The organism is Planctomyces sp. SH-PL14 (genome assembly GCF_001610835.1).
Classification (GTDB): domain Bacteria; phylum Planctomycetota; class Planctomycetia; order Planctomycetales; family Planctomycetaceae; genus Planctomyces_A.
The window spans coordinates 4,341,221-4,367,286 of record NZ_CP011270.1 but is presented as its reverse complement, the minus strand read 5'-3'; the positions used below and the strand labels follow the sequence as shown (position 1 = coordinate 4,367,286).

The 26,066-nt window shown below is 61.7% G+C and carries 26 protein-coding genes; 9 read left to right on the top strand and 17 right to left on the bottom strand.

Annotated features, from left to right (window positions below; genetic code table 11):
• Positions 1-88: 88 nt before the first annotated feature.
• Together VT03_RS16910 and VT03_RS16905 are read right to left on the bottom strand one after the other, a co-directional pair.
• Positions 89-472 carry a hypothetical protein gene (locus tag VT03_RS16910; RefSeq protein WP_075091750.1) on the bottom strand — a complete coding sequence of 128 codons (384 nt, stop codon included), beginning with the start codon at positions 470-472 and terminating at the stop codon, positions 89-91.
• 49 nt (positions 473-521) lie between these two features.
• Positions 522-956 carry a hypothetical protein gene (locus tag VT03_RS16905; RefSeq protein ID WP_075094066.1) on the bottom strand — a complete coding sequence of 145 codons (435 nt, stop codon included), beginning with the start codon at positions 954-956 and terminating at the stop codon, positions 522-524.
• 327 nt (positions 957-1,283) lie between these two features.
• Here VT03_RS16905 and VT03_RS16900 point away from each other — a divergent pair, with 327 nt between their 5' ends.
• From VT03_RS16900 to VT03_RS16880, 3 genes are all read left to right on the top strand, one after another.
• Positions 1,284-1,667, top strand: coding sequence for a hypothetical protein (locus tag VT03_RS16900; protein ID WP_075094065.1), 384 nt, complete (start codon positions 1,284-1,286; stop codon positions 1,665-1,667).
• Between the two features lie 491 nt (positions 1,668-2,158).
• The gene (locus VT03_RS16890) at positions 2,159-3,016 is read left to right on the top strand and encodes an STAS domain-containing protein (protein ID WP_075094063.1); all 858 of its coding nucleotides are present in this window, start codon (positions 2,159-2,161) and stop codon (positions 3,014-3,016) included.
• 787 nt (positions 3,017-3,803) lie between these two features.
• Positions 3,804-4,590, top strand: a protein-coding gene (locus VT03_RS16880; protein ID WP_410000422.1) for an IS5 family transposase whose coding sequence is annotated in 2 segments (ribosomal slippage) — positions 3,804-4,118 and positions 4,120-4,590 — 786 coding nt in all. Because the reading frame shifts where the segments join, the coding sequence is not laid out codon by codon here.
• Positions 4,591-5,453: 863 nt separating this feature from the next.
• On the opposite strand, the gene VT03_RS16875 is transcribed toward VT03_RS16880, so the two are convergent.
• Both VT03_RS16875 and VT03_RS16865 read right to left on the bottom strand, forming a co-directional pair.
• Complete coding sequence (locus VT03_RS16875) at positions 5,454-5,744, bottom strand: hypothetical protein (RefSeq protein WP_075094061.1); 291 nt, start codon at positions 5,742-5,744, stop codon at positions 5,454-5,456.
• A gap of 668 nt (positions 5,745-6,412) precedes the next feature.
• Entirely contained in the window at positions 6,413-6,649 is a 237-nt protein-coding gene (locus VT03_RS16865; protein ID WP_075094059.1) for a hypothetical protein, read from the bottom strand.
• Positions 6,650-6,990: 341 nt separating this feature from the next.
• Between VT03_RS16865 and VT03_RS16860 the strand changes: the two genes are divergently transcribed.
• Positions 6,991-7,215: a hypothetical protein gene (locus VT03_RS16860; RefSeq protein WP_156514558.1), complete on the top strand. Its 225-nt coding sequence runs from the start codon at positions 6,991-6,993 to the stop codon at positions 7,213-7,215.
• 204 nt (positions 7,216-7,419) lie between these two features.
• Here VT03_RS16860 and VT03_RS16855 read toward each other — a convergent pair whose 3' ends face one another.
• Both VT03_RS16855 and VT03_RS16850 read right to left on the bottom strand, forming a co-directional pair.
• Entirely contained in the window at positions 7,420-7,839 is a 420-nt protein-coding gene (locus VT03_RS16855; protein WP_156514557.1) for a hypothetical protein, read from the bottom strand.
• Between the two features lie 790 nt (positions 7,840-8,629).
• Complete coding sequence (locus tag VT03_RS16850) at positions 8,630-8,923, bottom strand: 2TM domain-containing protein (RefSeq protein WP_075094056.1); 294 nt, start codon at positions 8,921-8,923, stop codon at positions 8,630-8,632.
• Positions 8,924-9,251: 328 nt separating this feature from the next.
• Here VT03_RS16850 and VT03_RS16845 point away from each other — a divergent pair, with 328 nt between their 5' ends.
• Entirely contained in the window at positions 9,252-9,497 is a 246-nt protein-coding gene (locus VT03_RS16845; RefSeq protein WP_075094055.1) for a hypothetical protein, read from the top strand.
• Positions 9,481-9,762 (top strand): hypothetical protein, encoded by a 282-nt coding sequence (locus VT03_RS16840; RefSeq protein ID WP_156514556.1) that lies wholly within the window; start codon positions 9,481-9,483, stop codon positions 9,760-9,762. Before VT03_RS16845 ends, VT03_RS16840 begins: the two co-directional genes overlap by 17 nt.
• Before the next feature lie 418 nt (positions 9,763-10,180).
• Here VT03_RS16840 and VT03_RS16835 read toward each other — a convergent pair whose 3' ends face one another.
• Positions 10,181-10,414, bottom strand: a complete 234-nt coding sequence (locus tag VT03_RS16835) for a hypothetical protein (RefSeq protein ID WP_075094053.1) — start codon at positions 10,412-10,414, stop codon at positions 10,181-10,183.
• Between the two features lie 581 nt (positions 10,415-10,995).
• On the opposite strand from VT03_RS16835, the gene VT03_RS16830 reads away from it, so the two are divergent.
• Positions 10,996-11,205, top strand: a complete 210-nt coding sequence (locus VT03_RS16830; protein ID WP_075094052.1) for a hypothetical protein — start codon at positions 10,996-10,998, stop codon at positions 11,203-11,205.
• Positions 11,206-11,537: 332 nt separating this feature from the next.
• On the opposite strand, the gene VT03_RS16820 is transcribed toward VT03_RS16830, so the two are convergent.
• From VT03_RS16820 to VT03_RS16795, 5 genes are all read right to left on the bottom strand, one after another.
• Positions 11,538-11,822, bottom strand: a complete 285-nt coding sequence (locus tag VT03_RS16820) for a hypothetical protein (protein WP_075094050.1) — start codon at positions 11,820-11,822, stop codon at positions 11,538-11,540.
• A gap of 526 nt (positions 11,823-12,348) precedes the next feature.
• A complete protein-coding gene (locus tag VT03_RS16810) occupies positions 12,349-13,119 on the bottom strand; it encodes a response regulator (RefSeq protein ID WP_082846282.1) in 771 nt (256 codons plus the stop codon).
• Between the two features lie 148 nt (positions 13,120-13,267).
• Positions 13,268-13,549 carry a hypothetical protein gene (locus VT03_RS16805; RefSeq protein ID WP_156514555.1) on the bottom strand — a complete coding sequence of 94 codons (282 nt, stop codon included), beginning with the start codon at positions 13,547-13,549 and terminating at the stop codon, positions 13,268-13,270.
• Between the two features lie 177 nt (positions 13,550-13,726).
• Entirely contained in the window at positions 13,727-14,470 is a 744-nt protein-coding gene (locus VT03_RS16800) for a YoaK family protein (protein WP_075094047.1), read from the bottom strand.
• Between the two features lie 118 nt (positions 14,471-14,588).
• Positions 14,589-15,032 (bottom strand): Hsp20/alpha crystallin family protein, encoded by a 444-nt coding sequence (locus VT03_RS16795; RefSeq protein WP_075094046.1) that lies wholly within the window; start codon positions 15,030-15,032, stop codon positions 14,589-14,591.
• 877 nt (positions 15,033-15,909) lie between these two features.
• Between VT03_RS16795 and VT03_RS16785 the strand changes: the two genes are divergently transcribed.
• Both VT03_RS16785 and VT03_RS16780 read left to right on the top strand, forming a co-directional pair.
• The gene (locus tag VT03_RS16785) at positions 15,910-16,926 is read left to right on the top strand and encodes a YihY/virulence factor BrkB family protein (RefSeq protein ID WP_197488977.1); all 1,017 of its coding nucleotides are present in this window, start codon (positions 15,910-15,912) and stop codon (positions 16,924-16,926) included.
• An 18-nt stretch (positions 16,927-16,944) separates the two neighbouring features.
• Positions 16,945-18,567, top strand: coding sequence for an NAD-dependent epimerase/dehydratase family protein (locus VT03_RS16780; protein ID WP_075094044.1), 1,623 nt, complete (start codon positions 16,945-16,947; stop codon positions 18,565-18,567).
• A 436-nt stretch (positions 18,568-19,003) separates the two neighbouring features.
• Here the strand turns inward: VT03_RS16780 and VT03_RS16770 are convergent, their stop codons facing one another.
• The 5 genes from VT03_RS16770 to VT03_RS16745 form a co-directional block, all read right to left on the bottom strand.
• Positions 19,004-19,738 (bottom strand): DNA-formamidopyrimidine glycosylase family protein, encoded by a 735-nt coding sequence (locus VT03_RS16770; RefSeq protein ID WP_082846281.1) that lies wholly within the window; start codon positions 19,736-19,738, stop codon positions 19,004-19,006.
• 57 nt (positions 19,739-19,795) lie between these two features.
• Positions 19,796-20,419, bottom strand: coding sequence for a cysteine hydrolase family protein (locus VT03_RS16765; protein WP_075094041.1), 624 nt, complete (start codon positions 20,417-20,419; stop codon positions 19,796-19,798).
• A gap of 736 nt (positions 20,420-21,155) precedes the next feature.
• Positions 21,156-22,073, bottom strand: coding sequence for a Ku protein (locus tag VT03_RS16755; RefSeq protein ID WP_075094039.1), 918 nt, complete (start codon positions 22,071-22,073; stop codon positions 21,156-21,158).
• Positions 22,074-22,107: 34 nt separating this feature from the next.
• Positions 22,108-24,804: a DNA ligase D gene (gene ligD, locus VT03_RS16750; RefSeq protein ID WP_075094038.1), complete on the bottom strand. Its 2,697-nt coding sequence runs from the start codon at positions 24,802-24,804 to the stop codon at positions 22,108-22,110.
• Positions 24,805-25,337: 533 nt separating this feature from the next.
• A complete protein-coding gene (locus VT03_RS16745) occupies positions 25,338-25,634 on the bottom strand; it encodes a hypothetical protein (protein ID WP_075094037.1) in 297 nt (98 codons plus the stop codon).
• Between the last annotated feature and the right edge of the window lie 432 nt (positions 25,635-26,066).

Below are 26,066 nucleotides of genomic sequence, written 5' to 3'. Positions count from 1 at the left end.
CAGACGGGGAACGCGGGCCGCCTGATCGGGCCCGGGAGGCCGGGGCGTTCGGGAACAGCGTCTTCGCTGACCGGGAAGGGAGCGGACTTCAGACCTCGACCGCCGCCGGGACATCGTCCATTCCCAGCATCCTTCCCAATCGCGCTTCATCGAGGGGCCGCGTAAAGCACTGGGCACGGGGCCATCCCCAGGAGTCCGCCAGATCCTGATCCGATCCCTGTCCGGTCACCAGCACCTCCGGGTGGCTCTCTCGTCCCCGGCCCCGCTCCAGCTGATCCAGCAGGCTCTCCAGGGTCGTCAGATGCTCCGCGGGATCGACAAGCAGAAAGTCGGGCGCCAGTTGCTTCAGCCCTCGCAGGCAGGCCGCCTCATCTCTCGCGTAGCAGACCTCGATTCCCATCTCCCGTAGCCGTTCGACGAACGGTTGGGAATACTCGATCTCGGAGTCCGAAACCAACAGGACACGATTCATGAGTTCTTCTTTCTGAAGTTCTGTTGCGCGCGACAGGTCCCTCTACGCCTCACAAAGGCAGATTCCGGAGACCGGGCCCCGCGGGCTGCGTCCCCTCCGCCGGGGAGTCCGCCGCTGCCCCGTCTTCGTTCCAGAGCGAGACCAGACGTTCGGCAAAGGCCGCCTCGTCAAACGGCCGCTGAACGCACTGCCCGGCTGGAAGCCCCTGCTCTTCCGAGAAGCGCCACGCCGGTTTGAAGCTGGCATAGAACACCCGCGGCGTGCGGTTGGTCATGTTGTGGAGTCCCCGCACCACCTCGCCAAGCTGTCCACCATCCGTCTCGGAGGAGATCAGGACAAAGTCCGGCAGATGGATCTGGACCGCCTGGAGGCATTCCCTCCCGGTCCGGCTATGGCGAGTCACGATCTCGCGGCGGTTGAGATGCTCGCGGAAGGAGCGCGGGTAGTCGTAAGTGGGATCACAAATCAGCAGAAGCGGAGGCATGGCGCACCGTCCTTGTTCAGCTCAGCAAATCCGGTCCGTCAGAAGGTGGCGGCAGCCGATGGCGCCGGCGTTGAGCGACCGGCGGCGCGCTCATTGTCGCACATCCCTCCCTCCCGCCTCAGGAATTGCGAGTGTCTCCGACCGAATGTTCGATATCGGTGGCGAAGCGCTCCATGGCCTGCGATTCCTGACCAAATCGTCCGGACCAACCGAATCTTCCCCAATCGCGGCGCCCACCGGATACAGTCAGACCTCGCTCTCTTCGGAACGAGACACCGGCTGACCGTCTCAGAGTTCGGAAGCTCGCCTGAGACAGAAAAGAGATCTGTGCCCCAGCTCCTGCTGATCTGCGACCCGCCGTTGAAACTCGGCCGGGGGCTCATCGCGGCGCTCTCTCTGCGAGGCATGGATGTTGGCTACCTGAACCACGCGAGCGAGTGCTACGGGGCGGTTCAGGCGTATCGTCCGGACTTCCTGATTGTCGCTTCGGGTACGCAGCCTGCTCCTCTCGACCGAACGATGAGATGGATGGCGCGCGCCGATGGAGAAAGTGACCGCGCGCGGGTGTTTCTCACGGGCGACGCCTCCAGCGCAAAGCTGGCCGATCAATGGCAGTGGCCGCGCGAACTCTGCTTGCCCCGTCCGATTGATGCCTCGACATTGATTCGTCTGTTGTTCGAAACGACAGGTACCATCGTCGCCACAACGTAGACTGTCCCGATCAAATTGGAACTCCGCCGCCGAATGTCGCTCGATCACTGGCGGCTCCCGCGTTTCCCCTGAAAGGCAGCGGCTGAATGAGAACTTTGAATGCCCGCTGAGAGAGCTCAGGAAGTGATGATCCGCGTCGATACTCGGCTATTATTCGCCAACTGCACAGCGCTTGGAATACAGGTCACCGAGGATGACATACAGCTGATGCTCGACGTCTGGGGGTTCCGGCCGCTCTCCTGGGACGTGTGGATTGGTCCACAGAATCGGCTGGATCAGTTCAGAACGGGGGAGTTCGCGCGGCTTCCCAGCGCCAATTGAAGGGGGAGGCCACGCTCAGTCGTGCCCGACTGAACCGCCGCGAAACGGAAATGTCTGCACGTTCCCGGAATGCTTTGCCTGCGATCGTGTTGTGCAGGGGCAACTTGTCCTACGATCGCTCGCTGCATTCGATCGCTTTTGCCCTGAACCCAATCTCCAGTTGAACCGTAATGGCGAAAGCCTCAAGTTCGATCGCCGAAACGCTTAGGAACCATGAGGCCCGATTGGTCTCTGATTGGATGAGTCGACTGCGCGAGAGGGGGGCCGGGCGGGACAACCGGATCGACGAAAACTCGCTCAGATCACGGGCAGGAGAGTTTGTCGCATTGCTGCAGAGGGTGGCGCAATGCGGCGACACCGCCAGTTCGAAAGGCCCCGAGTGGAAAGCGATAGAGGATTTTCTGGCTGAGGTCTCGCGCACTCAGGTTCACCAGGGGTTTTCTGCTGACGAAACCGCTCGCTTCGTCTTTTCGTTTAAGGAGCCTTTTTTTGTGAGACTGAAGGCCGACTTTGGGAATGATCCAGACACGCTCGCCGAGCAAATCTGGCGCGCTACGGAACTGCTCGACGCCATGGGAATGCTGACCATCCGAGCCTTCCAGAGGACCCGGGAAGATGTGATCCGCCGACAGCAGCAGGAACTGCTCGAACTTTCTACGCCCGTCGTGAAGTTGTGGGACGGCATCCTCGCCCTGCCCATGATTGGCACACTGGACAGTGAGCGGACTCAGTTTGTTATGGAGTCGCTCCTTCAGCGGATCGTCGAGACCGGATCGGAGATTGCGATCATCGACATCACTGGTGTGCCGACCGTCGACACCCTCGTTGCTCAGCATCTGCTGAAGACCGTTACCGCTATCCGGCTGATGGGAGCGGATTGCATCATCTCTGGCGTCCGGCCGCAGATCGCTCAAACGATCGTTCATCTCGGTATTGACCTCGAAGGCGTGATTACGAAGTCGACCCTGGCGGACGCTCTGGCTCTGGCCATGAAACGACTCGGCCTCCTCGTGGCTGAAAAGAGTTGATCCTCAGGCTCACAGTATCCCGCCGAGTGAGAGGCGAGCGCCGCCGAATAGGCAACGCCCAAGAGAGGGCTAGTGTATTCCCAATGTCCCATGCCTAGGAATCTCTTGCCAGCCGATCAGAGCGGTGACATTCCTGTCGTGTCAGCGTTGCCCACCACGTACGCGGTGGCCAGTCGAACGAGAGCGGCCCTTCTGGACAACTGCAGCTTCTCAGCGATGTTCTGCCGATGGCACTCGGCGGTTCTAACGCTCACTCCCAGCGCCGCTAGCCCCCCATGCTGGGCGACTGCGAATGCCATGGGCACACGGCCGATGGGTTAATCTCGAATGTCGATAGCGTCTTCCACAAGTCTTGGAGGATCTCGAGGTCTGCCGAGACCTGATCCCGCCACTCACTGCCACGTGAGAAACACCCTTGCAGCACCGCGTTTGAAATCCTCGGAAATTGCTGGAATCCACGGAACCCGGTAGAATCGTGCCGTTCGCTGAAAGGTCAATGTATTCGCGGAGAGTGTGGCGTCTGTCGGCCGGAGTTCGGGACCAGGAGGTCGCAGGTTCAAATCCTGTCACCCCGACTTTTATTTCGTCATGCCCCTCGCCCCGATGGGCGGGCCTCCGACCATCTTTGAGGAACGTCTTTCGCGGCCTAAACACTGTCGGTTCTAAGAGCCTATCCGAGAACCGTCTCGTGAATTGGCCCGCTCTGTGCATTTCGAGAAGTGTCTGCTCTCGAAAGTTGCATGGAGGTGTGCCCGTGGCTGTCAGCGACGCGTCAAAGTTTCACCAGATCTCCGATTCGCTCTGGGAACGGATCGAGCCCGCGCTCCCGGTTTACAGACCGAATTGTCGAGGGGGACGTCCACGTCTGCCTCTACGCCGTGTCGTGACAGGCATCCTGTACGTGCTGCGGACGGGTTGCCAATGGAAGGCGATGCCCCAGGAGTTCGGCTCCGGCAGCGCCATTCACGCCTACTTCCAGGAGTGGGTCAGACGCGGCTTGTTCCGCAAACTGTGGCGGACCGCGCTTGAGGAATACGATGACCTGAAAGGGATCGACTGGGAGTGGCAGAGTCTGGATGGGGCCATGACCAAAGCGCCGCTCGGGGGGGAAAAAGACGGGGAAGAACCCCACAGATCGCGGGAAACTGGGGGTCAAACGCTCGGTGCTGACTGATGGCCGGGGTGTGCCGGTGGGAGTGGCCGTGGCCGGCGCCAACGTGCACGATCAGAAGTTGGTGGTCGAGACGTTCCAAAGCCTTCCCGTCCGCCGTCCCCCGGGACGACGTCGTCGTCAGCATCTGTGCGCGGACAAGGGCTACGACGCGCAGACAATCCGCCAGACGGCGGCCCGTCGAGGATACGTCGTCCATATCCCTCGGAAGGGGACCGAGCCTCCGCGTCCTGTGCGGCGACGAGGCCGGGCGCGACGGTGGGTGGTGGAACGGCTGCACTCGTGGACGAACCGAGCCCGACGCCTGCTAACCCGGTGGGAAAAGACCGCCGTCAACTACCTCGCACTTCTCCACCTGCAGTTCGCCATCACCGCTTGGAGGACGGCCGGGGATCTCGGATAGGCTCTAAGTCGTATGTGATTTCTGAGAACACCAAGTCTTCGGCGATCACGTTTTTACTCTCGTCATCTGACACGGGCGCTGCGGGAAAGACGTCGAGCGATGGGCACTACCGAACGGCGCATGGCAGAATCAGGTGTTCCCCCAATGTCGCTGGGAAAGTCCGTTCAGCCACTGCGAGTCAACCGCCCCTGAAAGCAGCCAGCGTTGACGGTCGAAGTCGCACTACGCCGACATTGCCGTCTTCGGTCAGCTCACGGGCGACCTGGCGGCCCCAGGAAGTCAGACGAAGGCCATTCGCCCGAAGTTCCGCCAGTCCCTGCTCACAAAAGAATTCGAAAGCTGCCTCTTCGGACAGACCTCCGTGCGTCCCGCAGAGCCCCCCCTGCAACGCACTCCGTTTCAGTAACGCAACTTCATCAGGCAAGAGCACCAGGTCCTGCATCGAACTACTCCCTCGCTGATCGCGATTTCGATCGCAGCACCCGGCAGGCCGTATCGAGTTGGCTCAATCCTTCGAAAACCGCCGACCATCGACTACTTGCGAATCAACCTCAGTCCAGGAGTTCCATGAAGACCAGGAATTCCCCGGGAACGGGGTCGCTGAGAAATCAGGGCGGATGCGAGGCTCGGATTGGTGTTCAACTCGCGTCCAATTGTTTGCCGCGATGACGCTGTCAACGGCCGTCCGATCCTGCTCGGCCTCGTTACTCGAATACGACGTCGTCGGCGCCCTGTTCGCAACCGCGTCTCAACGTCGGTTGGCTCAGCCGGAGAGAAGATGGCCGAGCCAAGGAGCACATGATTCGCCGCCGTTCCCAGACACGCTACGGCAAGCCAGGAAGAGCGATTCCCCCACGTGACCATTACACGCACGGCGAACGCGTGAATATAACTTGCGGCCCCAGTGCATCGAGAAGGGCCGGGGGAATGGATACGGTGCCAGCCGCCGAAGTTGAGATGAGCCGGCGTGCCAAGCGTTGACCGAAGGCTGTGAGTCGCACCTGATCGCCTTCAAGATCGGCGAGACCGGACTCGCAGAAGTAATCACAAGCGATCTCGTGGCCGAGCGTCTCACCCGTTCGACGGAGGGCCCCCTGCGTTGCAGCGAACTTCAGCAGCGCGACCTCGTCGGACAGCAGAACAAGCCCTTTCATCGGCCACCCCACAGACCCTCAATTGGTCGGGAAGGAAGGACCGGCAGGACTCAGCTTCCAACGCCCATCTTCCCAAGCGGTTGACCGCGCACCAGACGTGATCTGGGTGCCACGCGCGAAATCGCCGTGTCGGCGTCGAGAGGATCGGGGGTCAGTAATCCTTTGTGGTCTGAGAGCGGTTACCAGCTCTTTGACCGCAGCCCGAGTATGCGGCGATCTGCACGGCTCGGTGGGGGCGAATCTAGGCGCTCGCGGGAAGGGACGCCTCCCGGCATGACTGCGACCCCGTATGAGATCTCCGCCTCAACGACTGGCGCTTCAGAGCTTTAAGGACCGCGAAATTGGCCCTTATCCCTTCGTCGTCCAGTCGGACGCTGTCGGGCACACCGACAAGATTCGCACCACGATCGAAGGCGTTGAACAAGAGGAGGACTGCCTCCGTATGATCGCGGAATTCGTCCAAGACCTGACGGCCGCGGGAATCGGGACGGAGTGAGCTGTCGGCGGTATGCTGTCCTCGCCCGGTGGATGTCACTGAGGAGGAGGGAGCACTGTCCCGGCAGCGCTCTGGTGGCTCTCCCCGGGCTTCGCAGTCTCTTTCCGCTTGGGGACGGTTGGGCAGTCACGAGATCGTGTTGCATCGCGACCGTTTCCGTTCTCGAGCGTTGTTACTCGCTCGCGTTGTCGGTCGCCTTTCCAGCGGCGGACGAGGGGGGATTGTCAGCTACTGTCGCCCGGCTGAGTTTCGCCTGCTGCTGTTCCTCGATCAGCTTCAGTTCGACTTGGATCAAACGCAACCGCCTTAGCGTAGCCTTGTCGGCGATCGTGCGAAGGTTGGCCGCAGCCTCAGCGACGAGACGTGCGGCACCGTTGAGATTCTGCAGGGCCCGCGACGGATCACTCATGGGGGGAACGATATCCGCGGGGATCTCGTCCTGCTATCACTCTGTTGCCCGGGGATGGTGAGCGGAGCTGTGGCTGGCCCTACACGCCCTGTTCCTGTCCCCGGGCGTCGTTATTTTCTTGCGGACTTCGCCGGCCAGCGGATACTTGTGAAGCCCGGGAGCGGTAGAGCGTGGCTTCCTAGCCGAGCCCAAGTTCCCTCCTCGGGCACTTTTGGTGTTCCACCTGGGGACGGTCGAGCAGCTACGGGATTCGATTGCCTCGCGGCCGCTCCTGTCCCCGGGCATTTCGATTGCGACCCTACCTCAGTGTTCCTTCACCGCGGACGATCGAAGGTGTTGTGGTGAAAATGCTGGAATTGAAACGGGCGACGTATTACGTGCGGGTGAACCTGAAGCGGTTGGCCGAGAACGCGGGTCGTGACGGGGAGCCTCTGCCACTCGAACAAGCTCGGATGTATCTGCTTGCGTGGAAGTTCGTCCCGCTGCCAGACGATCTCTGGCAGTGCACCGATCACTCTTTGGCCTATCTCCGGCCGGACGAGATCGAAGCTGTAATTTACTTTTGACCCGCAGAACTGCGGGATTCTGGATACTTAGCTCGGACACTGAGAGCCAGATTCGGTCCGGTACCGCTGGCTCTCACGCTTGGGCAGGGACCACTCTGCCGAGTGCTTTGGACGAATGGCCCTGGGATAACTAAACGGGGCGAGGTTGAAGGACCGCCTCTGTTCCCGTCCCCGGTCATTGATCTTCTGCAGAACGACTTCCAGCTACAGTTTGGGAGTCAGCACGATCGCCCCACCGCCCTTGCCGCCGAACGGACTCGTGCCGACGAACACGAGATTGACCGCGTTGTTCGTGAGCTTCCCGCGCATCTTCAACTGAGAGACACCCTGCTTCTCCGTCTCGAAGATCACGGCGCCGGAAGCCTTGTTCGTCGCTGTCCCGCTGACCTGGAACGTAACGACCTTGCCTGCGGGACTCTTGGCTAGGAACTCACCTTTGAATGACTCGCCCATTCGCTCACTGACGGTAAGGATCGCCTTCCCCGCCTCCTCCTTGCCAGCCACACGGAGCTCTCCGTTCCAGACGGATCCGGCGGCAAACTGATCCTTGACCTCTTCGGCAGCGGATGTGGTGATCTCACAAGCAAGGAAAAGAGCGACCGCCATCGACAGAACAGCACGCATCGTCACGGCCCCACGGTACCAGGTTGCGGAAGACGCACTCAGCTGCGTCGGGCCGCATCTTGATCCAACGAACCTCCAATTGTCGAGGTCGAGGTGCCACTCCGAACTCTCGGATGAGCGAACTTTCAAGCGCCACGGGGAACGCTTGTGGTGGCCATCCTGATAGACTGGCGTAGCCCGGGGATAACGGCGAGGAGGATGAGACGAATGCCGGCGCGCTCCTACTGGCGTCTCCGGGCGTTCTTCTTCTTGGCCCTTTCTAACTTGCCTTCAAGTCGGTTGAGCAACGCGGGTGTCCATCAGGAACTTTCCGGATCGGTTCCTGCCAATACTGGTTATCGCTCGGGGATGGTCGAGTCGGGGCAGCGTCGCGCTTGCCCGGCTTCATGTCCGCTTCCGCCCCGATCGATTTTCACATCCAAAGGTGGCGATGCCGAGGAGACGGGCGGCAGACTCGCAGGGCCAAAGTCCTGCAGCTCCACTCCCAGGTGGGCGAAGTACATTCGCCCCGATTGTTCCTGGGTCGCGGGGCACACGATCTGCTTATAAGTCGAGCAGAGTGCTAGTGGTCCGGCAGCCACTCGCACGTCTCACCCGGGTTAGGCGTCCGACCTGCCCGGGTGTTCTTTTTGACCAAGCTGTCATCGTCAAGAAAACAAGCCAGAGCCTCAACTGGCTGATCAACGTGCCTGGCTGGATACGAGGTTTCCAGTGCGATCGTCGAATCAGGACAGTTGAAGCTCCGGCTGTGAACCCAGAACGCGACTCAGTGGTCGCGAACATTGATTGCTTACCGAGCAGGCTGACTCATCTTGTCGGTCATGTTACTGCCGCGTGCTTCGCGCTCGTTCTGCCGTTCCATCACGTTATGGACGCCCTTCTCACGCGTCGCCGGGGTGAATGCCAGGATTGCATGAAGAACCACGCCTAGGCCCCAACCTCCGGCTACCCACATCACCCACAAATTATCAGGGTTGCGGGTGTGGTTCATGTACGCCAACGCACCTACGACGATCGCGTATACGGCAAAATGAATTGCGAACCCTCGGTTGATCTTGTGCTCTGCGACTTCGCGCGTGGCCATGTTTTGCTCCTTGGTAGGCAGTGATGCCATTTCCGCCGGCAAAGTGCATGCCCACACAGACTCGCGTATGAGTCCGGGAAAACGCCCATGGATCAGTAGCTACGAACGCTGCTGCACAAGGTCGGAGGCGGCTCTCAGTCGCTACGCCCTAGCTCGGTCGGATTCCTCCCCCAACCGAGTCTTTTTTTCCAGCCGCTCGGGAGCGGAAGACGGGTTGGACCGGGCAGCCGAGCCTGCTTCCGTCTTCGAGCGTTTTCGCTTGCGAGCAAAGCAGATTTCCGGACAAAATGGCGTCTTGGGACCACGACTGCACTCTCGAGGTCGCAAGATGGAAACGCCGATTTTTGTGAAAGTGAACCTGAAACGTTTCGTCGAGAACGCTCGCAGTGAGGGGGAGCCGCTGACCCCAACGACTGCAAAACTCTACCTTCAAGCATGGGGCATCAAGCCATGCATCGGAAATGTGTGGCGCTGCAACGAAGTCACGCTGAGCTACCTTCGTCCGGACGAGATCGAGAAGGTCATCCGGCTATCCGGTGACCCTGAGACGTCGTTGGATGCGTCACGGAGCTGACGATCCTGCGACGGGGCCCGAACGGGGGAACAGCATGCAGGCTGGACGAAAAGTCGCACGATGGGTCGCATGGTCCGCCTTGCTCAGCATCGTCTACATCGGCAGCTTCGTCGTCATCGCCGTGCTCTACCAGAAGGGGTACGTTCCCGAAGGACTGTCAGTGCCGTTCACCATCGTGTTCGCCCCTCCTCGCTGGGCCATCCAGAACGTCCCGCTGGCAAATGACATCGTGGGGTGGCTCTTCGTTCTTCTGGGTGGAAAGTAATCCGACTAACCGAGCCGTGGCACGAATGGCGATCGCGCTGCGGCGCGATGAGGCACCTCTTTTCGCCTTGTGGAGTTCTTTCAATCCCTCCGAAGTTGTGGGGTGTTCCTAGGATCTTCCTAGGGCGGCGAGGCATGTTCTCTGCTCGGATGACACGCTGGAGTGTCGGATTTGGTCCGGCAGCCGCCGACACTCTCGCTCGGTCAGGGCTGATGCCCGGTCGAGTGTTTGTCGCACCAGCCCCCGGGGGACGGTGAGCGGACCAGTGATCGCCTGCTCTGATCCCGCCCCCGGGATTGCTTCGGCTTGAAGCGGTCGGTCATGTTCTTCACACTCGCCTGGCCCGTGTGCGGTCGACTCTAGGCAGTTCGGCAATACCCCTTGCTGGTTCGCGTCACCGGGCAATCTTCGTCTCGGATCATGCCACCGGCACCTGCCGCACGTGAGCGTGCTCGCCGCCGAACTCTTGGTGCTGATCGAACCATTCCGCCGCGGCGGCTTCGGAGTCAAACGGTCCCGCGATCGCGAATCGGAGCAGCGTCGAGACCGAGGTGTCGCCGCGCAGCCTAGATGGAACCCGCGATGGCTCGTATCTGACTGCGTACCACTTCCCGGGGATGAGCTCGTCCTCGGGAATGAAGTTCAGTGCCACGGGCCCCTCCGAGTAAGAAACGCCCCGCGAACCTTGCGGAGCTCGCAATCGACCTTCCTGGCCTGCGTCCACTCAGTCTGCCCTGCCGGCGGGGGAACGTAAAGCATCCTTCAACGCTCGCAGAATCACCAACTCTGTTGTCGCTCAGAGGGGTGCTGGATCGGATGCCGCCGCTGTCCGGAGGAGGGTTGTCAGCTCGCATCCTCTGGCCCCGGAGCGTTGGCACCATCCGTCCCTTTTCATGGCGGACCAGCTTAAGACGCAGCAGTGCGTCGAGAGCCAGTTGAAGTTGCCCATGGTCCGGCCAACGTTTCTGTGCGCCGTCAGCAATCTCGACCAGCAAGTTCCATTCGTCGTCCAAGAGCGCCACGCTGCTCATCACTTCACCCGGCCCCACGACTCAATTTGCGATCAGTCTAAGAGCAGGAGCTTCCTGGTGACCACCGGGAGAATCCTGGGTGACACGGCGGCGCGTCTGGCTCACACTCGCCCCACGACGCGAGAGGAGGGCGAGATTCTTGACAGGCGACACGCGCCGACCAAAATGACAACTTGCGGGCGGACCTACGGAGGTCGGGACCATGGAAAAACCAACCTATTTCGTGAAAGTGAACCTTCGCCGATTCGTCGAAAACGCTCGTCGTGAGGGGGAACCCCTTACGCCCGAGTCGGCCAAGCTTTACCTCAGGGCATGGGGGCTCGAGCCGTGCCTCGGTAACGTCTGGCGATGCAACGAGACCACGGTGGATTACCTCAGGCCGGAGGAGATCGAGACGAAGATCAAAGTCTGACTGCGGAGGAGAGAGCTTCGCCGCAATGATGGAGCCCGTATGGAAGGTTCGGTTGACCTGAGCAGAGTCGACGACGCGAAGCTTCACGGCAGCTTGACCGGAGGCGTCCTGTCCCTTTGGGGCCCGACTGGTCTTCATCTCATCGGCACGGTCGGAATCGACGGTGGGTTCGTCCTGTACGAGAGCGGCTCCGCATTTGCCCACGGCCGCGTCGAACGTGATGGCTCGATCAACGCAAAGGACACCGAGGGCCGAAGCTACGACGGTAGGGTCATGGGGCGATGAGATCGCCGTCAGGGCTGACTCCGCTGGGCATCCCGCCTGGCATTCCGTTATCCGTCAAGTTTGGTGGGGTCGAACGCCACCGTGTACGCGGTCTGGCTAAGGATCGGCAATTCGAGAAGTGCCCGCCCACGATCGGAAATCGAGACGATCTTCCCTTCCTGAGTAACGAGCTTCTGGCTCAAGAGAAAGTTGACGGCCTCTTGAACGCTGGGTGCCGCCCAATCCAGATTGACCGGTGTCACGGCCAAGTCACGGACTAGTGCGTACTCCCGGACCATTAGTCGGAACGCCCGCTTCGGCATCTCACTCGCCGCCGGATCCGGCTCGGACATTGGCCGCAGTCTCCCGTCACGAAGGCCAGCCTGCCTCGGCCCAGATTCTGACTCCGCCTGCCGACGGCCGGGGGGCGGCTGTCACCAGCCCTAATCCCAACACCGTCAAAAACAGCAACCCTCCAGCCTCTGCTACAAGCTTTTGAACCCGCATGCCATTGATGATGTTCGCCTCAGGCGACGTCAGGAGGCCGGCTTCGACTGGCCCTCGGGCCAGCCGCGTCAGCCAGCCCCACTCAGCCTGATCGACCATGACTCGAAACATCAGGACACTCTCGCCGCCTTTCATACAAACGCCGCGACCACCCATCGACTGCCGGTTCGCGGCGCACGGCCCATGCCAACTCTACTCTGTCGCCGGGTGCTTCACTGCCGGACTTGGCCCGGGAGATCCCCCGTCTTTTTCCTAGTGCCAACAGATACCTCAACGGATTACGGAAACGCTGCCGAGCAATTCGCGTGCTGGTTTCGCAGCCCTGCCGCAGAGTCGTCCGCTAAGCCCGCTGCGCGGTCCCTCATCGCGGCCTCAGCTCATCGCCGCTTGTTGGTCATTGGAGCGCCCCAGCACGTGGACGGTAGCGTATCGCACGACCGCGCTGCTGCCGGAGAGCTGCAGTTTCTCCTTGATGTTCTGACGATGGTATTCGATCGTCTTGATACTCAGGTGCAGATCCCGCGCTATCTCCTTGGCGGTCATCCCTCGGCCCAAGCGTTCGAAGACCTCCATCTCCCGGTCAGAGAGAATTGCGAGCGATGAAACATTCTCTGAAGCAGGCGCCAAGCGACTTGCCAAGAGGCGATCGGTCATTCTCGAACTCAGAGCGATCCTTCCTTCGAGAACCTTTTCGATCGCCGCGATAACCGTCGCGATCGGCTCCTGCTTGTTAACGAACCCGTGGGCTCCAGCCCGCAGCACTCGCTCAGCGAACAGTTCCTCTTCGTGTGCCGAGAACACGAGCATTCGGCATGTTGAAACGCTGTCGCGGATCCGCTTGATCAATTCGAGTCCATCGCCGTTGCACAGCCGCAAGTCAATGATTGCAAGGTCCGGACTCGATTCCCGGATCAGTTGGTACGCTTGCACACAGTCATCCGCTTCGCCGCACAGCTCCCACTCCGGTCGCTTGCCGATCAGATGCGCGATTCCCATCCGCATCAAGGCATGATCTTCGACGAGGAATAATCGTCGGCGGCCGTCTGATACCCCGGGCTCCGGAGGCGAACTTTCGCCCCGGGCGGTGGGGCTCAGGGCGCTTTCCAATTGAGAGAGAGAGGCGCCAGTCGTGGGAATTTCCATCGAAATCTCCGGTGGGAGTTACATCGATGGCCCTGCACGAGAAACGTCAGGCGTTCAAAGAGTTGGAATGAGCCCTCGCACATGTCGCGCCACCTTCGCCTTCAATCCTCGCCGTAAACGGAAGTATGACGGATGGGCGCCGCAGCGGTCACCATCCAAGCTTCTGAATGTCGAAACTGACCACGACGGGGCTCCAACTGTACGGCTGCACCTTTAGGAGCTCCGCGCCCCGCGGATTGATCGTCACCGTGTCCCCTTCGCGAGACGCCAGTTCGGCTCCCACCAAGAACTCGACATCCCCGGCAACCGAAGGAGCAACGAGTGTCACGACGATCGGCTTCACGCCGATCTTTCGAAGGGTGATGTACTCCGAGATCAGCATGCGAAAGAGGCGACCTGGCGTTCTCGGTCCGAGCGAGTTCTGCTCCATGTCCAGCCTCATGCAGAAAGTGCCCCAACGGCAGACGCACTGTCAGCAAATCGTCGCACATCGGGCGTTGGAGGAGCAACCGACACCGCTGTCATGAACCAAGCGTCATCGGCCGCATTGGACGTCGCGACGAATGCCACATGTCCCGCCCACAGGAGCCGGTTACAGCAAGTGAGCCTAGCCGATGCCAATATCGCTGGGACTCCATGCGCTGGTAAAGCTGAGAGCCGTGGCCACGCTGACCAAGAATGCCGGTGCCAGCAAGGTGAGATAGTCGAAAGAAAGGGTCAACGGGACGGCTACGCCAGCCCCGAGCATGAACGCCAAAATCTTCCCTCCTCGAAGAGCGGCCCCACGCAGGGCCGCCCGACGCTCTTCCCCGTCGGCCAGGATGGCGGTTCCCAGGTGCATTCCGGTGTCAGTTGCCGGACCGCTCAAGTGAGTCGTTCGGACGGCCAGCCCCGTCGTCGACGCAACCGCCGAGTTCTGGAGGCCCATCGTGAAGGCCAGCAGGGAGAGAAACGCGACCGGAGGGGCCTCCGTGACGGCCGTCCGTGCCAGCTGGCCGAAAGCGCCGCCGCGTCCGGCAATGGCAACGCTCGCCAAGAGCGCGACGACCAGAAGGAGCGGCGCCGCCCAGCGTGGCTGCTTTCCCTGCCTTGCCCGGGACTGAATGACGATGACCGCAACAGCCGCTCCCAGGACAAAGCTGGCGAGCACAACGGCATATTCGATTGCCACCCCGACGACCGGCCACTCGAGCCCCATCCGTGTTACGGTTCCCGTGACATGTGTCACGAACTGCTCGCACATCAGAAAGGCGAAGCCGTTGACCATCCCGGCCGCACAAGCCAGAAGCAGCCAGCTCGGCACGTGTCGTGGCGAGTAGATCGTCTCTGGGGTGTGAAGCGTGATCTTCATGGAACGAGGCCGCCAGAAGAAAGAGTCCCGACGACGGGAGCACAGTGAGGCGGGCCAGCTCTACACTCCGCTCGACCATCGTCGGGCACTCACTCATCGCATGATGCGGAACGAGAACCTACGAGGTGGCGAGCCGTTTCTGCCCGTCGGCCCGTACGGGGATCCGCCGTGGCTGGTGTTCCGGCTTCTTGGCGATCTTGATCTGGACCACACCATCCGACAGGATCGCCTCGACGGACTCGGCGTCGACCTCATCGGTCAGCCGCAGCGATCGTCGGAGCGTGCCGTACGCGCGTTCGTCGTACCAGCCATCACGGGCGTTCGCGGGCGCCTTTCGGGTGACCTCGATTAGCAGGTGTTCCTTCTCGAACGTGATGCTCAGATCGTCGAGGGCGACTCCCGGGACATCCATCTCGACGTAGTAATTCCTTTCATCTTCCCATGAGGCCAAGGCGCCGAAACCGTTTGCGATCGCCCGCGGGCGGTTGGCGATCTCGCGGCGAACGGCCTCGAACGGATCGGAAAACAAGGCGTTCCAGCGTTCATTCAGCGGGGGCATCATCTTTCATCTCCTTTCGGGGTTGTGGCCGTGCCCCTTCAGTTAGGGCGATGGCCGGAGAGGGAAGTCACCTCCGGCATGGGGCGACACCGCGAGCAAGCCGCGCGCCAGTGAGATTGCGTCGCTCGAAGAGGAAATTCGCCAAGACTTTGGGGAAAATCGCACCGCGTAGCGTTGAGTACTCCCTGTCATCTCGGCAGATAATTGGCAGCGTGGCCGTCTGGGCGGAGTGGGGTGGATTGCCCGGCTTCGTGGTGATCATCCGGCCGGGTACTAAAAGTTTCACTAGCTGGACCATCGCAGGCCCCTTCCACGAAGCGGCCAGACCGCGATCCTCTCGCGGCCGAATCGCCTCTATGTAACCGATCGGCGCTGGCTGCAACCCAGGCCCCCGATGGAACTGGACGCTAGCTACCATCGCGCGCTCCATTGCAGAGGGATATCAATCCGTCCCGGAGGGCCACCGGATCGTCCACGGACGCGACCGACAGGCCCGAATACCTCGCGACTGCGAATGCCGCGGCGGACACTTCGTCAGCGAGCACGCGAAGGAGTGGGAGCGATCGCAACGGGATGAGCAGCCAAGCCGACGGCTCGCCATGGACCTGGAAGTCCGACGCGTAGCCTGGAAAGTGATTACGGAAGGCGCTGGGCACTCGGACGGATCTCCGGCGGAATCGTAGGCGCAAGTTGAGGCCGTCGCGGTAAAGAAGGATAAAACCTCTGCATAACTTGTTCGGGAAGCGGCTAACCATACGGCCGCCGGCAGACGGTTCCTTCGTTCCCTCTGCCTTGCGGTCAGCTCGGTTCGACTTAGGCCGCAAACCTGTTGGGAACAGGACGTGCTCCCGCCTTCCACGGGATGGCGGAAGCGCCGCCGTTGCCTCGCGGCGAAATCGACCGTGGAACCAAGGTGGTCGGTATGTGCAAGAATCTTTCATTCACTTGGCCGCTCCTCAAGCAGACGGCGGCCGAGTGGAACGAGGATCGAGCGCCTCAGCTTGGGGCAGCACTGGCGTTTTACACTGCTCTCTCGCTCGCTCCGCTGCTGGTGCTGCTGCTCCGCATCGCGGCGGCTATCTTCGGAGACGACCAAGCTGCGCGGTTGGAGATCGAACATCAGACTCAGTCGTTGATGGGGGAGGAGGGAGCAGAAGCGATCCAAGCGATGATCGACAACGCGGACGACTCCCAAGGTGGATTGGTGGCGACGATCCTGAGTCTCGTAACGCTCCTCTTCGGGGCCTCCGGGGTCTTCGGGCAGCTTCAGGTGAGTCTCAACACAATCTGGGAGGTCGAGCCCAAGCCGGGACGAGGCGTGTGGGGCTTCGTTCGTGACCGCTTTCTGTCCTTCGCTATGGTGCTGGGAGTCGCGTTCCTGCTGCTGGTCTCCCTCGTCGTCAGTGCCGGTCTCACATTCGCCACCAGCTACCTGCAGCACTTCCTTGGAGAAAGTCAGTTTCTGGGTGGAGCGCTGAACGCAATTATCTCTACGGTGGTCATATCTGTTCTGTTCGCGCTCATGTTCAAGCTGCTCCCTGATGTCAAAATGGCGTGGAAAGACGTCTGGCTTGGGGCGATCGTGACGGCGATCCTGTTCAGTCTCGGTAAGGGGGCTATTGGGATGTACTTGGGACACAGCGCCCTGTCGTCCTCCTACGGTGTTGCGGGGTCACTCGTCGTCCTTCTGGTGTGGGTCTACTACTCTGCCCAGATTCTCTTTTTCGGTGCGGAACTGACGCAGGTCTACGCCAACCAGTACGGCAGTCGCATCCTCCCCTCGGATAACGCCGTCCCGGTCACAGAGGAAGCCAGGGCCCAGGCCGGAATTCCGAGACGTGACTCTCGCCAGGCGTCCGCACCGGATCCGTTCCTGCGGCCGCCGCATACGGCCTGATTTCCAAGGAAGGCAGTCGTGAAGGTCCTGGTCACCGGCGGAACGGGCGTGATTGGCCGCGGGCTGATTCCCGCGTTGCTGAAGGCGGGACACGACGTGAGCCTGCTGTCGCGCCACGCCTCCCGGGAGTGCGCCGAGTGGCCCGCTCCGATCCGCGGTCTGGACGCGGACATCGCCGATCGGGACTCGCTCCGCGGGACGCTGGAGGGGATCGACTGCGTGGTCCATGTGGCGGGCATCATCGCCGAGGAGCCCCCCGGGCGAACCTACCAGCGGATCCACGTGGAGGGGACGCGGAACCTCGTTGAAGAGGCCGAGCGCGCCGGCGTCCGGCGGCTGATCGCCGTCTCGTCCCTGGGGGCGGACCGAGGCCGTTCTCCCTACCACGTTTCCAAGCGGCAGGCCGAAGAGGAGGTCCGCCGGTTCTCGCGCGAGTGGGTCATCGTCCGCCCCGGGAACGTCTACGGTCCCGGAGACGATGTCTTCTGCCGCTTCCTGCGGATGGTCCGGGCCTATCCCGCGGTGCCGCAGGTCGGACGGGGGAACCAGCGGTTCCAGCCGATCTGGTTTGAAGATCTTGGTGTGGCGCTGACCCGATGCGTCCCAGACGGGACGGTGGCGGGAAAGACGCTGGAGCTGGCGGGGGACGAGATCCTGACTCCGCACAAGCTCCTCGAGCACTTCCAGAACCTGACGCGGCGGCCTGTCCCCGCGATCTGCCTCCCCGCGTTCTTCATCCGGCTCGGGCAGCGTTTGCTCGACGCGCTGCAGGCGGTCCTGCGATGGACCGGCCTGCGAACCTCCGTCGCTCCGCCGATCAACGAGTCGCAGCTGACGATGCTCCTCGAGGAGAACCTCGTCCGGAGGCCGGAGGGCCCGCGGCTCGCCGACCTGCTCGATCGGCCTCCGACTCCGGTCCAGGAAGGGCTGCGGCGACTCGTCGACGAGCTGCCGGAGCTTCCCCCTTCCCGCGGCGTCGGCGCGCTGCAGAACAAGGTCTTCTGGGCCGACCTGGACAGTGTTGGCCCGGAAGAGGCAGTCGAGCTGTTTCGTAGGAACGTCATGGAAATCATGCCGATCGACTTCTGCGCAGAGCCCGGCGCCTCCGACGAAGTCGCGCCAGGGCAGACCTTTACCGCCCACCTGCCGGTCCGCGGTCACATCCAGATCCGGGTGGAGGTCAATGAGCCGACGGAGATTGTCTTCATGACCGTGGAAGGGCATCCGCTGGCGGGGCTCGTTCGATTCTCCGCGGGCCCTCGCCCCGCCGGAGGGCCAGGGAGCCAGCCGGACGCAGCCTCGCGCACACGGTTCCAGATCGAGGTCTTCGCCAGGGCCGGAAGTCTTCCCGACTGGCTGGCGGAGCAGACCTTCGCCTGGGTGCTCCAGAATCAGATGTGGAAAGGGGTGCTCGGTCGTCTCGTCAAGGCAATCGGCCAGCCGACCGCGGCGGTTCACATGACATCGCGGATCTTGGACGACGCCGAAGCCAAAGATGTGGAACGACGTGCCGACGAACTGTTGGTCGGACGCCAGCGTGAAGAGCGGAAAAAGCTCCTCACGCCCAATGCGCCAGACCATGTTGAACGCGCCCGTCGTCCCTGCCCGCTCGAGCCGGGAGACACGAAGACGGGGGGCTGAGTTTCGGGCAGAATCGCGGTACAGAACGAGAACTTCAGATGGACTGCACAGACGCGCTTCAGGCGACAGACCTCGTCTCGGATCTTCGAAAGGCAGTCGATTCAAAGGTCGGAAGCCAGGTCAAGAACTGTTGCGTCGAAATCTGCGGCGGACGTGTGACGGTGCGAGGCAATAGCCCGACATACTACGTCAAGCAACTTGCCACCCACGCACTCCTCCCAATCATCGGCGATCGGGAGCTCGACAATCTCATCCTAGTCGATCCGCCTCGTGTCCGAGACCCGGCGAATTGACTGCATTCATGGGGTTTGGGCGTGGCCGAGAAGTGTTACGAGCGGCTGTCGGTTCCCGATGGCTGTCGCCGATGTCACAACCGATTGTATTCTGAGGGCGATCCTGCCCGCGCGACGCGAGCGTCGCCAGGGAGCAGCCTACGTCACTTCGCAGGCATTGGCTGACAGGACGGGCAGTAAAAACTCACCCGTCTCAAATCCCCGGTCTTTTGCACGGTGACATCTTCTCCGCAATGGGGACATTGCTGCTTACGGTAGACCTGCCAATTCCGCTTGAGAACGAAGGCCTTCTTCCATTCATAGAACTTTTGGGAGTAACTGTGCATCTCCTTGACCATCCGACGACGGATCGCCGACTGGCAGTCTTCAAGTCGGCACTCCGGATGGAGGCGAAGGTTGAAGAGAACCTCGTTCTTGATGATGTTTCCCGCGCCGGCGAAGAGATCCTGGTCTAGAAGGAGATCGCAGAGCATTGCGGAGGAATGCTTCGTCAGGAGTTGGGTGACGTACTTGGGGTCCCACCGCGGTGACATAAGGTCGACCCGCCAATCATACAAGTCCTCGACGCACCCACTGAGATGAGTGATGGAACATGAGTAGAAGTTGATCTGGCCATTGCGAAATCCCAGATGAAGTCGTGGGATCTTTCCGTCTCGCTCCTCATTGATCCGATAACTGCCGAACATCAAGAAATGGACCTTGATCGTCTGATCCCCGAACTGCATCAGCAGGTGCTTTCCCCAAGTTTCGATGGTGACCAATCGCTTCTTGAAAACGTCGGGCGAAATCTGAGCGATCGATGTCGAGCGCTCGACGGCACGCTTGCCGACGAACCTCACCATTTCTTCGCGAAGGATGACCAATGAAGGGCCTTCCATCACCTTGCTCCGGATCTAGGATGCGTAGTTACAAGTGCTGCGACAGGCCACACTGGGTTAGCTCTCATTCCCACTCGCGCGCGAACCAGTGGCTGCTAAATCCAAGGCCGTTGACTCGGACGTGTTCGCTTTCAGGATTCCTCCCATCTGACAAAGGGCGAAATCGTTCTCTGCTTGCGTATTTGACGCAACGCAGTTCCGTGGAACTACAAGCCCCAGGTCACGCATGTAGGCGTCGTTGGCAGTGAAAAGGACACAGATGTTCCCGGCAATACCCGTGAGGATGACGCGCTGCGTTCCCAAATAGGCAAGGAGCATCTCAAGCCCCGTTGCAAAGAATCCGGAGTGCTTTGGCTTCAGAATGAAATAGTCATCATCGGCAGGACGCAGCTGCTCCACGAACCTCCGACCTGCCGCCTCAGGACGGGTACAATGTTCAACGATGTGGCGAAAGTCGGACCGCCAGCGGCCGAAGTTGTCGTTCACGTACACAACCGGAATCCGCAGTTGCTTAGCCTCCGCCTTCAGTGCTGACAGGTGGGGAGCCATGGACATCGCATGCAAAAGCAGCTGGTCTCCCTCAGGAAAATTAAAGTCATTGATGACGTCGATCAACAATAGCACGACATCGGACTTGTCCGGTGCGCTCCCATGCAGATCGGGATTACGACTTGGTGTCATCTCGTTCCTCGGTCCGTTCAGTCAATCGGATTCCTTCCATTGGTATTGCCATCAACAATTGGCCGCCGACTAAATCGTTTCTGCTGACGAGACTCGTATCAGGACAACGTCTTGATCGAATTGATTCTCCAAACGTCTCCGGTAGACGCTCCACCATTCCCTGTCGACGTGATCGCACATAACCTCGATTACGGCGATGTCATCTTCTTGAACGTCCCCACTCGTGGAGCGCCAAAGCCCCTGTCCCGGTGCACGCAGAAATGCAGTGACCCCTCCGAAACGGTCGGTCAGCTCTCCCCGCACCTCCTCGAACAAGCTCCTGGGCCACGGATGACCAGCTTTGTCTGCTGTTGGGAGGAAGATCTCGAACAGGTGCATGATCCAGATGTTCCTGCTGGTTGGTTTAGCGGTCGAGAGAGGTGTCACATCTTAGGACGGACTCTGCCGGTCTCGAACAACGCAGTGCGAGTGGAAAGTCGGCGAACGCCTGCTCCAGCCGCACCTCTCCGGTCGAGACGTCGACCATGTGCTCAGGCTAGCCAGATAGGGCAACAGCCACTACCGGCGAGGGGCAGGCGGCGTTCTCGAAAAGCCGGTCAAATGCTCCTACACCGTATTCTCCGGTACCAGACGCGTCGTGGATCGTTAGCGAGGAAATGTGCATCGGGCAAATCCTAGCTTAGCCATCAATCGAACAACTCACCCGGGGATTTAGAGAAGGTCCGTGTCTCACGCGTCAGCGACCACTCGAACGATAGCGATTCGACCGGGGATGCGTGGTACGACGGGGGGTGGAAGTCGCCGGGCGGCGGCGATGGACGGTGTGCTCCATGCTCTTCTTAAGGGCGTCCATGAGGTTGATGACCTCGGGCTTCTCTTCGACCTCGGGCTCGACCGTCTCCCGCCCTTTGACCTTGTCGTCGATGATGCCGCTCACCTTCTCGTAGTACTCGTTGTGGTACGCGGCGAGGTTGAACTTGTCGTCGCTCCAGGAGTCGATGAGCTGCTCCGCCAGGCGGACGCTGCGGGCGGGCGGCGCCGTGGTGGGGAGGGGCGTGATCGTGTCCGCGGGGTCGCGGATCTCGGCCTCGTAGTTCAGCATCGCCATATGGAGGGCGTCCTCGTAGGGGCGGAGGACGACGAGCTGTTCGCGGCCGGACCAGATCACCTGGCCGACACCCCAGCGGTCCTTCTTTTTCATCGCCTTGAGAAAGATGCGGTACGGCTCGCGGGCGGCGTCGGTCGACGGAGAGAGGTAGTACATCCGGCCGTCGAAGTGGATCGGGTCGATTTCGTCCGGGGAGATGAAGGCGTCGATGGTGAGCGAGCGATCCTCGCGGGAGCTGAGGGCTTCGAGCTCGTCGGCGTCGATCTCGACGTACTTCCCCTTGCTGTACTCGTAGCCGCTCACGATCTCATCCTGCTCGACGGGGCCGTGGACGGGGCAGACCTTCTGATAGCGGATGCGGCTGTGGCACTCCTTGTGGAGCTGGTGGAAGGAGACGCGGTCCTCCTGCGGGGCGTGGGCGTTGATGGCGTTGACCTCAAACGTCACAAGGCCGAGCTGGACCGTCCCCCGCCAGCTGGCCCGTGGGCCGGAGGGTTTTTTCTTTGTCGTCTTCTTGGTCGTGCGGGAGCTTTTCTTGCGGGCCATGGTGGAAGTTTTCGTAGTCAGTCACAGCCGGGCGTCAGGCGTCTTCGACGGTCTTCCGCATGGCGGCGGTGAGGGATTGCCGGAGGGTGAGCATTTCTTCCCAGGGGTCGCGCTTCCGCCGCGCGAGGGTGGCGGTGAGGTTCTTCATGGTGAAGTGGTCCGAACGCATCTGCGGGGTGAGCTGTGTCCAGGCGATCGGGACCGCGACGGAGGCTTCGTCCCTGGCCCGGGTGGAGTAGGGGGCGACGGCGGTGGCGCCGCGGTCGTTCCGCAGGTAGTCGAGGAAGATCTTTCCGCGGCGTTCGCTCTTGCTCATGTTCGTCGTGTAGGAGCGGGGATCGTCGGCCGCCATCTGTCGGACGAAGCCGCGCGTGAAGGCTTTGATCTCCGGCCATTCGGCGCGGCGGACGATCGGGGCGACGACGTGGAGCCCCTTCCCTCCCGTCACCTTCAGAAAGCTTTCGAGGCCCAGATCCTGGAGGCGGTCCCGCACCTCGCGGGCGGCTCCGACGACCTTGGACCAGGCGAGACCTTCGTCGGGATCGATGTCGAAGATCAGGCGGTCGGGCTTCTCGATGTCGTCACAGCGGGAGCCCCAGGGGTGGATCTCGAGCGTTCCCATCTGGCACGTCGAGAGGAGCCCCGCGAGGCTGTCGATGTAGAGGTAGTCCTCGGTTTCGTCCTTCTCCCGGATGGGGATCCGCTTGAGCGCGTCGGGGGTGCCGCCGGCGGCGTGCTTCTGGAAGAACCGCGGACCGCCGACGCCGTCCGGGCAGCGGACGAGGCTCAGCGGCCGGTTCTCGATGTGCGGGAGCATCCACTCCGCGACCGCGGCGTAGAACTCGACGAGGTCGAGCTTGGTGATCCCTTCCGCGGGATAGAGGACCTTCTCGGGATGCGTGAGGTGGAGCTGTTCGAGCTGCTTCTGGTCCGCTGCTGAGAGTTCGGGGCCGCTGTGGTGCTGGGTGGGGCGTCGCCTGGCTGGAGCTTTCCTGGCGGTCGCGCTTGCGGGCCTTCGTTTGCCACCCGGGGACGACTTTGTCTTGTGCGGTGCTTCCTCCATCGCCGGGGCCTCCTTCGGAATGTCGCGTTTCACCGAGCGGGCCGGCTTGTCTTCCCGCAGGCCCTGGAAGACCGGGTGCCGCAGGCGGCCGTCGCGGGTCCACTGCGTGAAGCCGATCTGGGCGACGAGGTTCGGCTCGACCCAGTGGACGCCCCGCCCCGCTCCGGTGACGCGGTCCGCGAACGGGGACTCATTGCTCTCCCGGGTCACGAGGCGTTCCCGGAGATCCGCCGTCATGGCCTCGGTGAAGCCGGTCCCGACTTTGCCGGCGTACTTGAACTGGCCGTTGTCGTGGTAGCCGATGAGGAGCGCCCCGAGACGCCGCGTTGCGGAGGTGGAATCCGTGAAGCCGCCAATGACGAACTCGTCCTGCTGGCTCGTCTTGGACTTCACCCAGTTGCCGCCGCGCCCGGAGATGTACGGCTGGTCGCGGCGCTTGGAGACGATCCCCTCCAGCCCCATATCGGAGGCCTTCCGGAACAGCTTTTCGCCGTGCCCGACCTGGTGGTCCGAATAGAGAATCCGGCCGTGGGGACGGTTGCCGAGGAGCTCCGCGAGCTGATCCTTGCGGACCTCCAGCGACTTTCCGCGGAGGTCCGTTCCGTCCCGCCACAAGAGGTCGAAGACGTAGTAGACGAGCCCGTCGGTCTGGCTGTCGCTGAGTGCCTCCTGGAGCATCCCAAACCGCGTCACCCCTTCGTCATCGACCGCGCACACTTCACCGTCAAAGACCAGGTCCTCGCCGTGGAACCGCCGCTGGAGGTCCTGGGCGATCTCCGGGAAGCGGTGCGACCAGTCGAGGTCGTTCCGCGTCTTGAGCTGGACCTTGTCCTTGTGAACGAAGGCGACGACGCGGTAGCCGTCGAGCTTGATCTCGTGCAGCCAGTCGTCCCCCATCGGCGGGGCTTCGACGAGCGTCGCCAGTTCGGCCTGGATCGACTTCGGGAACTTGTCGCCCGACGTCCTGGGCTTCGCCACAGTCTTGGGCTTCGCCGCGGGCTTGGATCGGGTTGTCTTCGAAGTCGGGCGGGACTTGCGGCCGGTCTTCGGGCCTTCGGAGTTCCACTCGGCGGGAGGTTCCTCAGCCATCTCGCCGATCGTGACACCGCTGATGACACTGGCCGGCTCGTCCTTCACGATGTCCCGTTCCTTCAGCGGCCGGGCCGCGTCGTCCCGCTCCTTGATGAGGAGCCAGTTGTCCTTCTTCTCCCCCGGCTTGCGACGCATCCGGACGAGGGTCCAGCCGCCCGTCAGCTTCTCGCCATGGAGATGGAACTTGAGCTTGCCGCTCCTCAGACCTTCCGCCGCGTCCCCCAGCGGCTCCCAGGTGCCGTTGTCCCAGACGATGACGGTGCCGCCCCCGTACTGGCCCGGCGGGATGATCCCTTCGAAGGTGCCGTATTCGAGCGGGTGGTCTTCGACCTGGACGGCGAGGCGTTTCAGCGAGGGGTCGAGGCACGGGCCCTGCGGGACGGCCCAACTTTTCAGAACGCCTTCCCATTCCAGACGGAAATCGTAGTGGAGATGACTCGCGTCGTGCTTCTGGACGACGAAGGCGAGTTCCTTCTGCGTCGAACGGTGTCGGGAGGACTTCCCCGCCGGTTCGCTGGTTTTGTGGAAGTCCCGTTTCCGCTTGTATTCCTTGAGCTGTGATTGAGCCGACGCCATTGCCTGTGTGCTCCTGTTTTCAGCCCGTCTGTGCAAACTTCAGGCCTGCGACCTCTGATGCTTCCTCGACAGCTAGCCATCGGATCGTTACTCCGAAGGAGAGGAAGGCGACCGGGCGTCGGACTGGTTTCCGATCGCAATAGGGTGACAAGATCACAAGGACTCGGATCCCCAGACCTCTCAGAATGATCAGGGGAAACACTTTGGATCTGGAAACAACTTTGGCACTGGCCTACTTCCCGCCGTACAGTCCGGACCTGAACCCATCGAGCTGGTGTTCTCAAAGCTGACGCGGGTGCTGCGGAGTTCCAATGGACGGACGGTGGAGGGACCACTGGGCAGGGAAGGCATGGTGCGGAATGGTCCTCGGCACGGCAGAACTACGAAGACCGGCGGATGAGGAACTAGCCCGGAAGGTGCGCCCAAATCATTAGAAAGTGGATAGCAGCGGATTCCGTAACGACGTCCTGGAGCGCGCGAAACCGGGGCCAAACTGACCGGGATCGCGCGTATAACATGGCCTGTTAGATGGGTCAGGCCGAGGGGCCGAGGTCGTTCACGGACTCTGACCCGACAGGTCGCTTCGTCGGCTTGTCCTCGCCGACCCAGACTCGCGGGGCGCCGCGACTGAACGCCGGGGCATCTGCCCTGACCCGGCGCCCCAGCTCGGACACCTCGACTCCCCTCTCAGTCCGCTCCAGCAACCCGACGCGGACGAGCTCGTGTGTCGCCAGCTCCAGGTCGTCGGGGTCGTAGTCGGACCTCCGGAACCCGTCGACCAGGTCGACGAGCAACCGCCACTCGCCCTCACTCATCGTGATCCGTCGCATGTCGCCTCCTCCTTTAAACGACTCACCCGCCCCACGGGATGCGACTCCGGGGATCCAGAGCAGCCCACCGATGAGAGAGCCCCGTCGACCACAGGGATCCCGCCCTGACACGAACGTGCGAATCACCGGGGGCCTTCTCCGTCTCGGCGAGCGAGACGACGTGCGCTCGGGTCGTCGCGACCACCCGACCATTCTCCAGGGCAACGAGGCAGAGGTGCGCCAGCCACCACGCCGCGGCCGCATCTGTAACGGTCAACCGCTGAACCGGAACCCCTTCACCGGACGCGGCCCCCTGCAGGAGTTCGTAGCTGATGTCTGAGAACACCAAGTCTTCCGCAATCACATTTTTCCTCTTGCCATCCGCCACGGGCGTTAGGGGAAAGATCGACGAGCGATGGGCAAGCCCGGCAGACGCTCGACGAGATCAGGCTT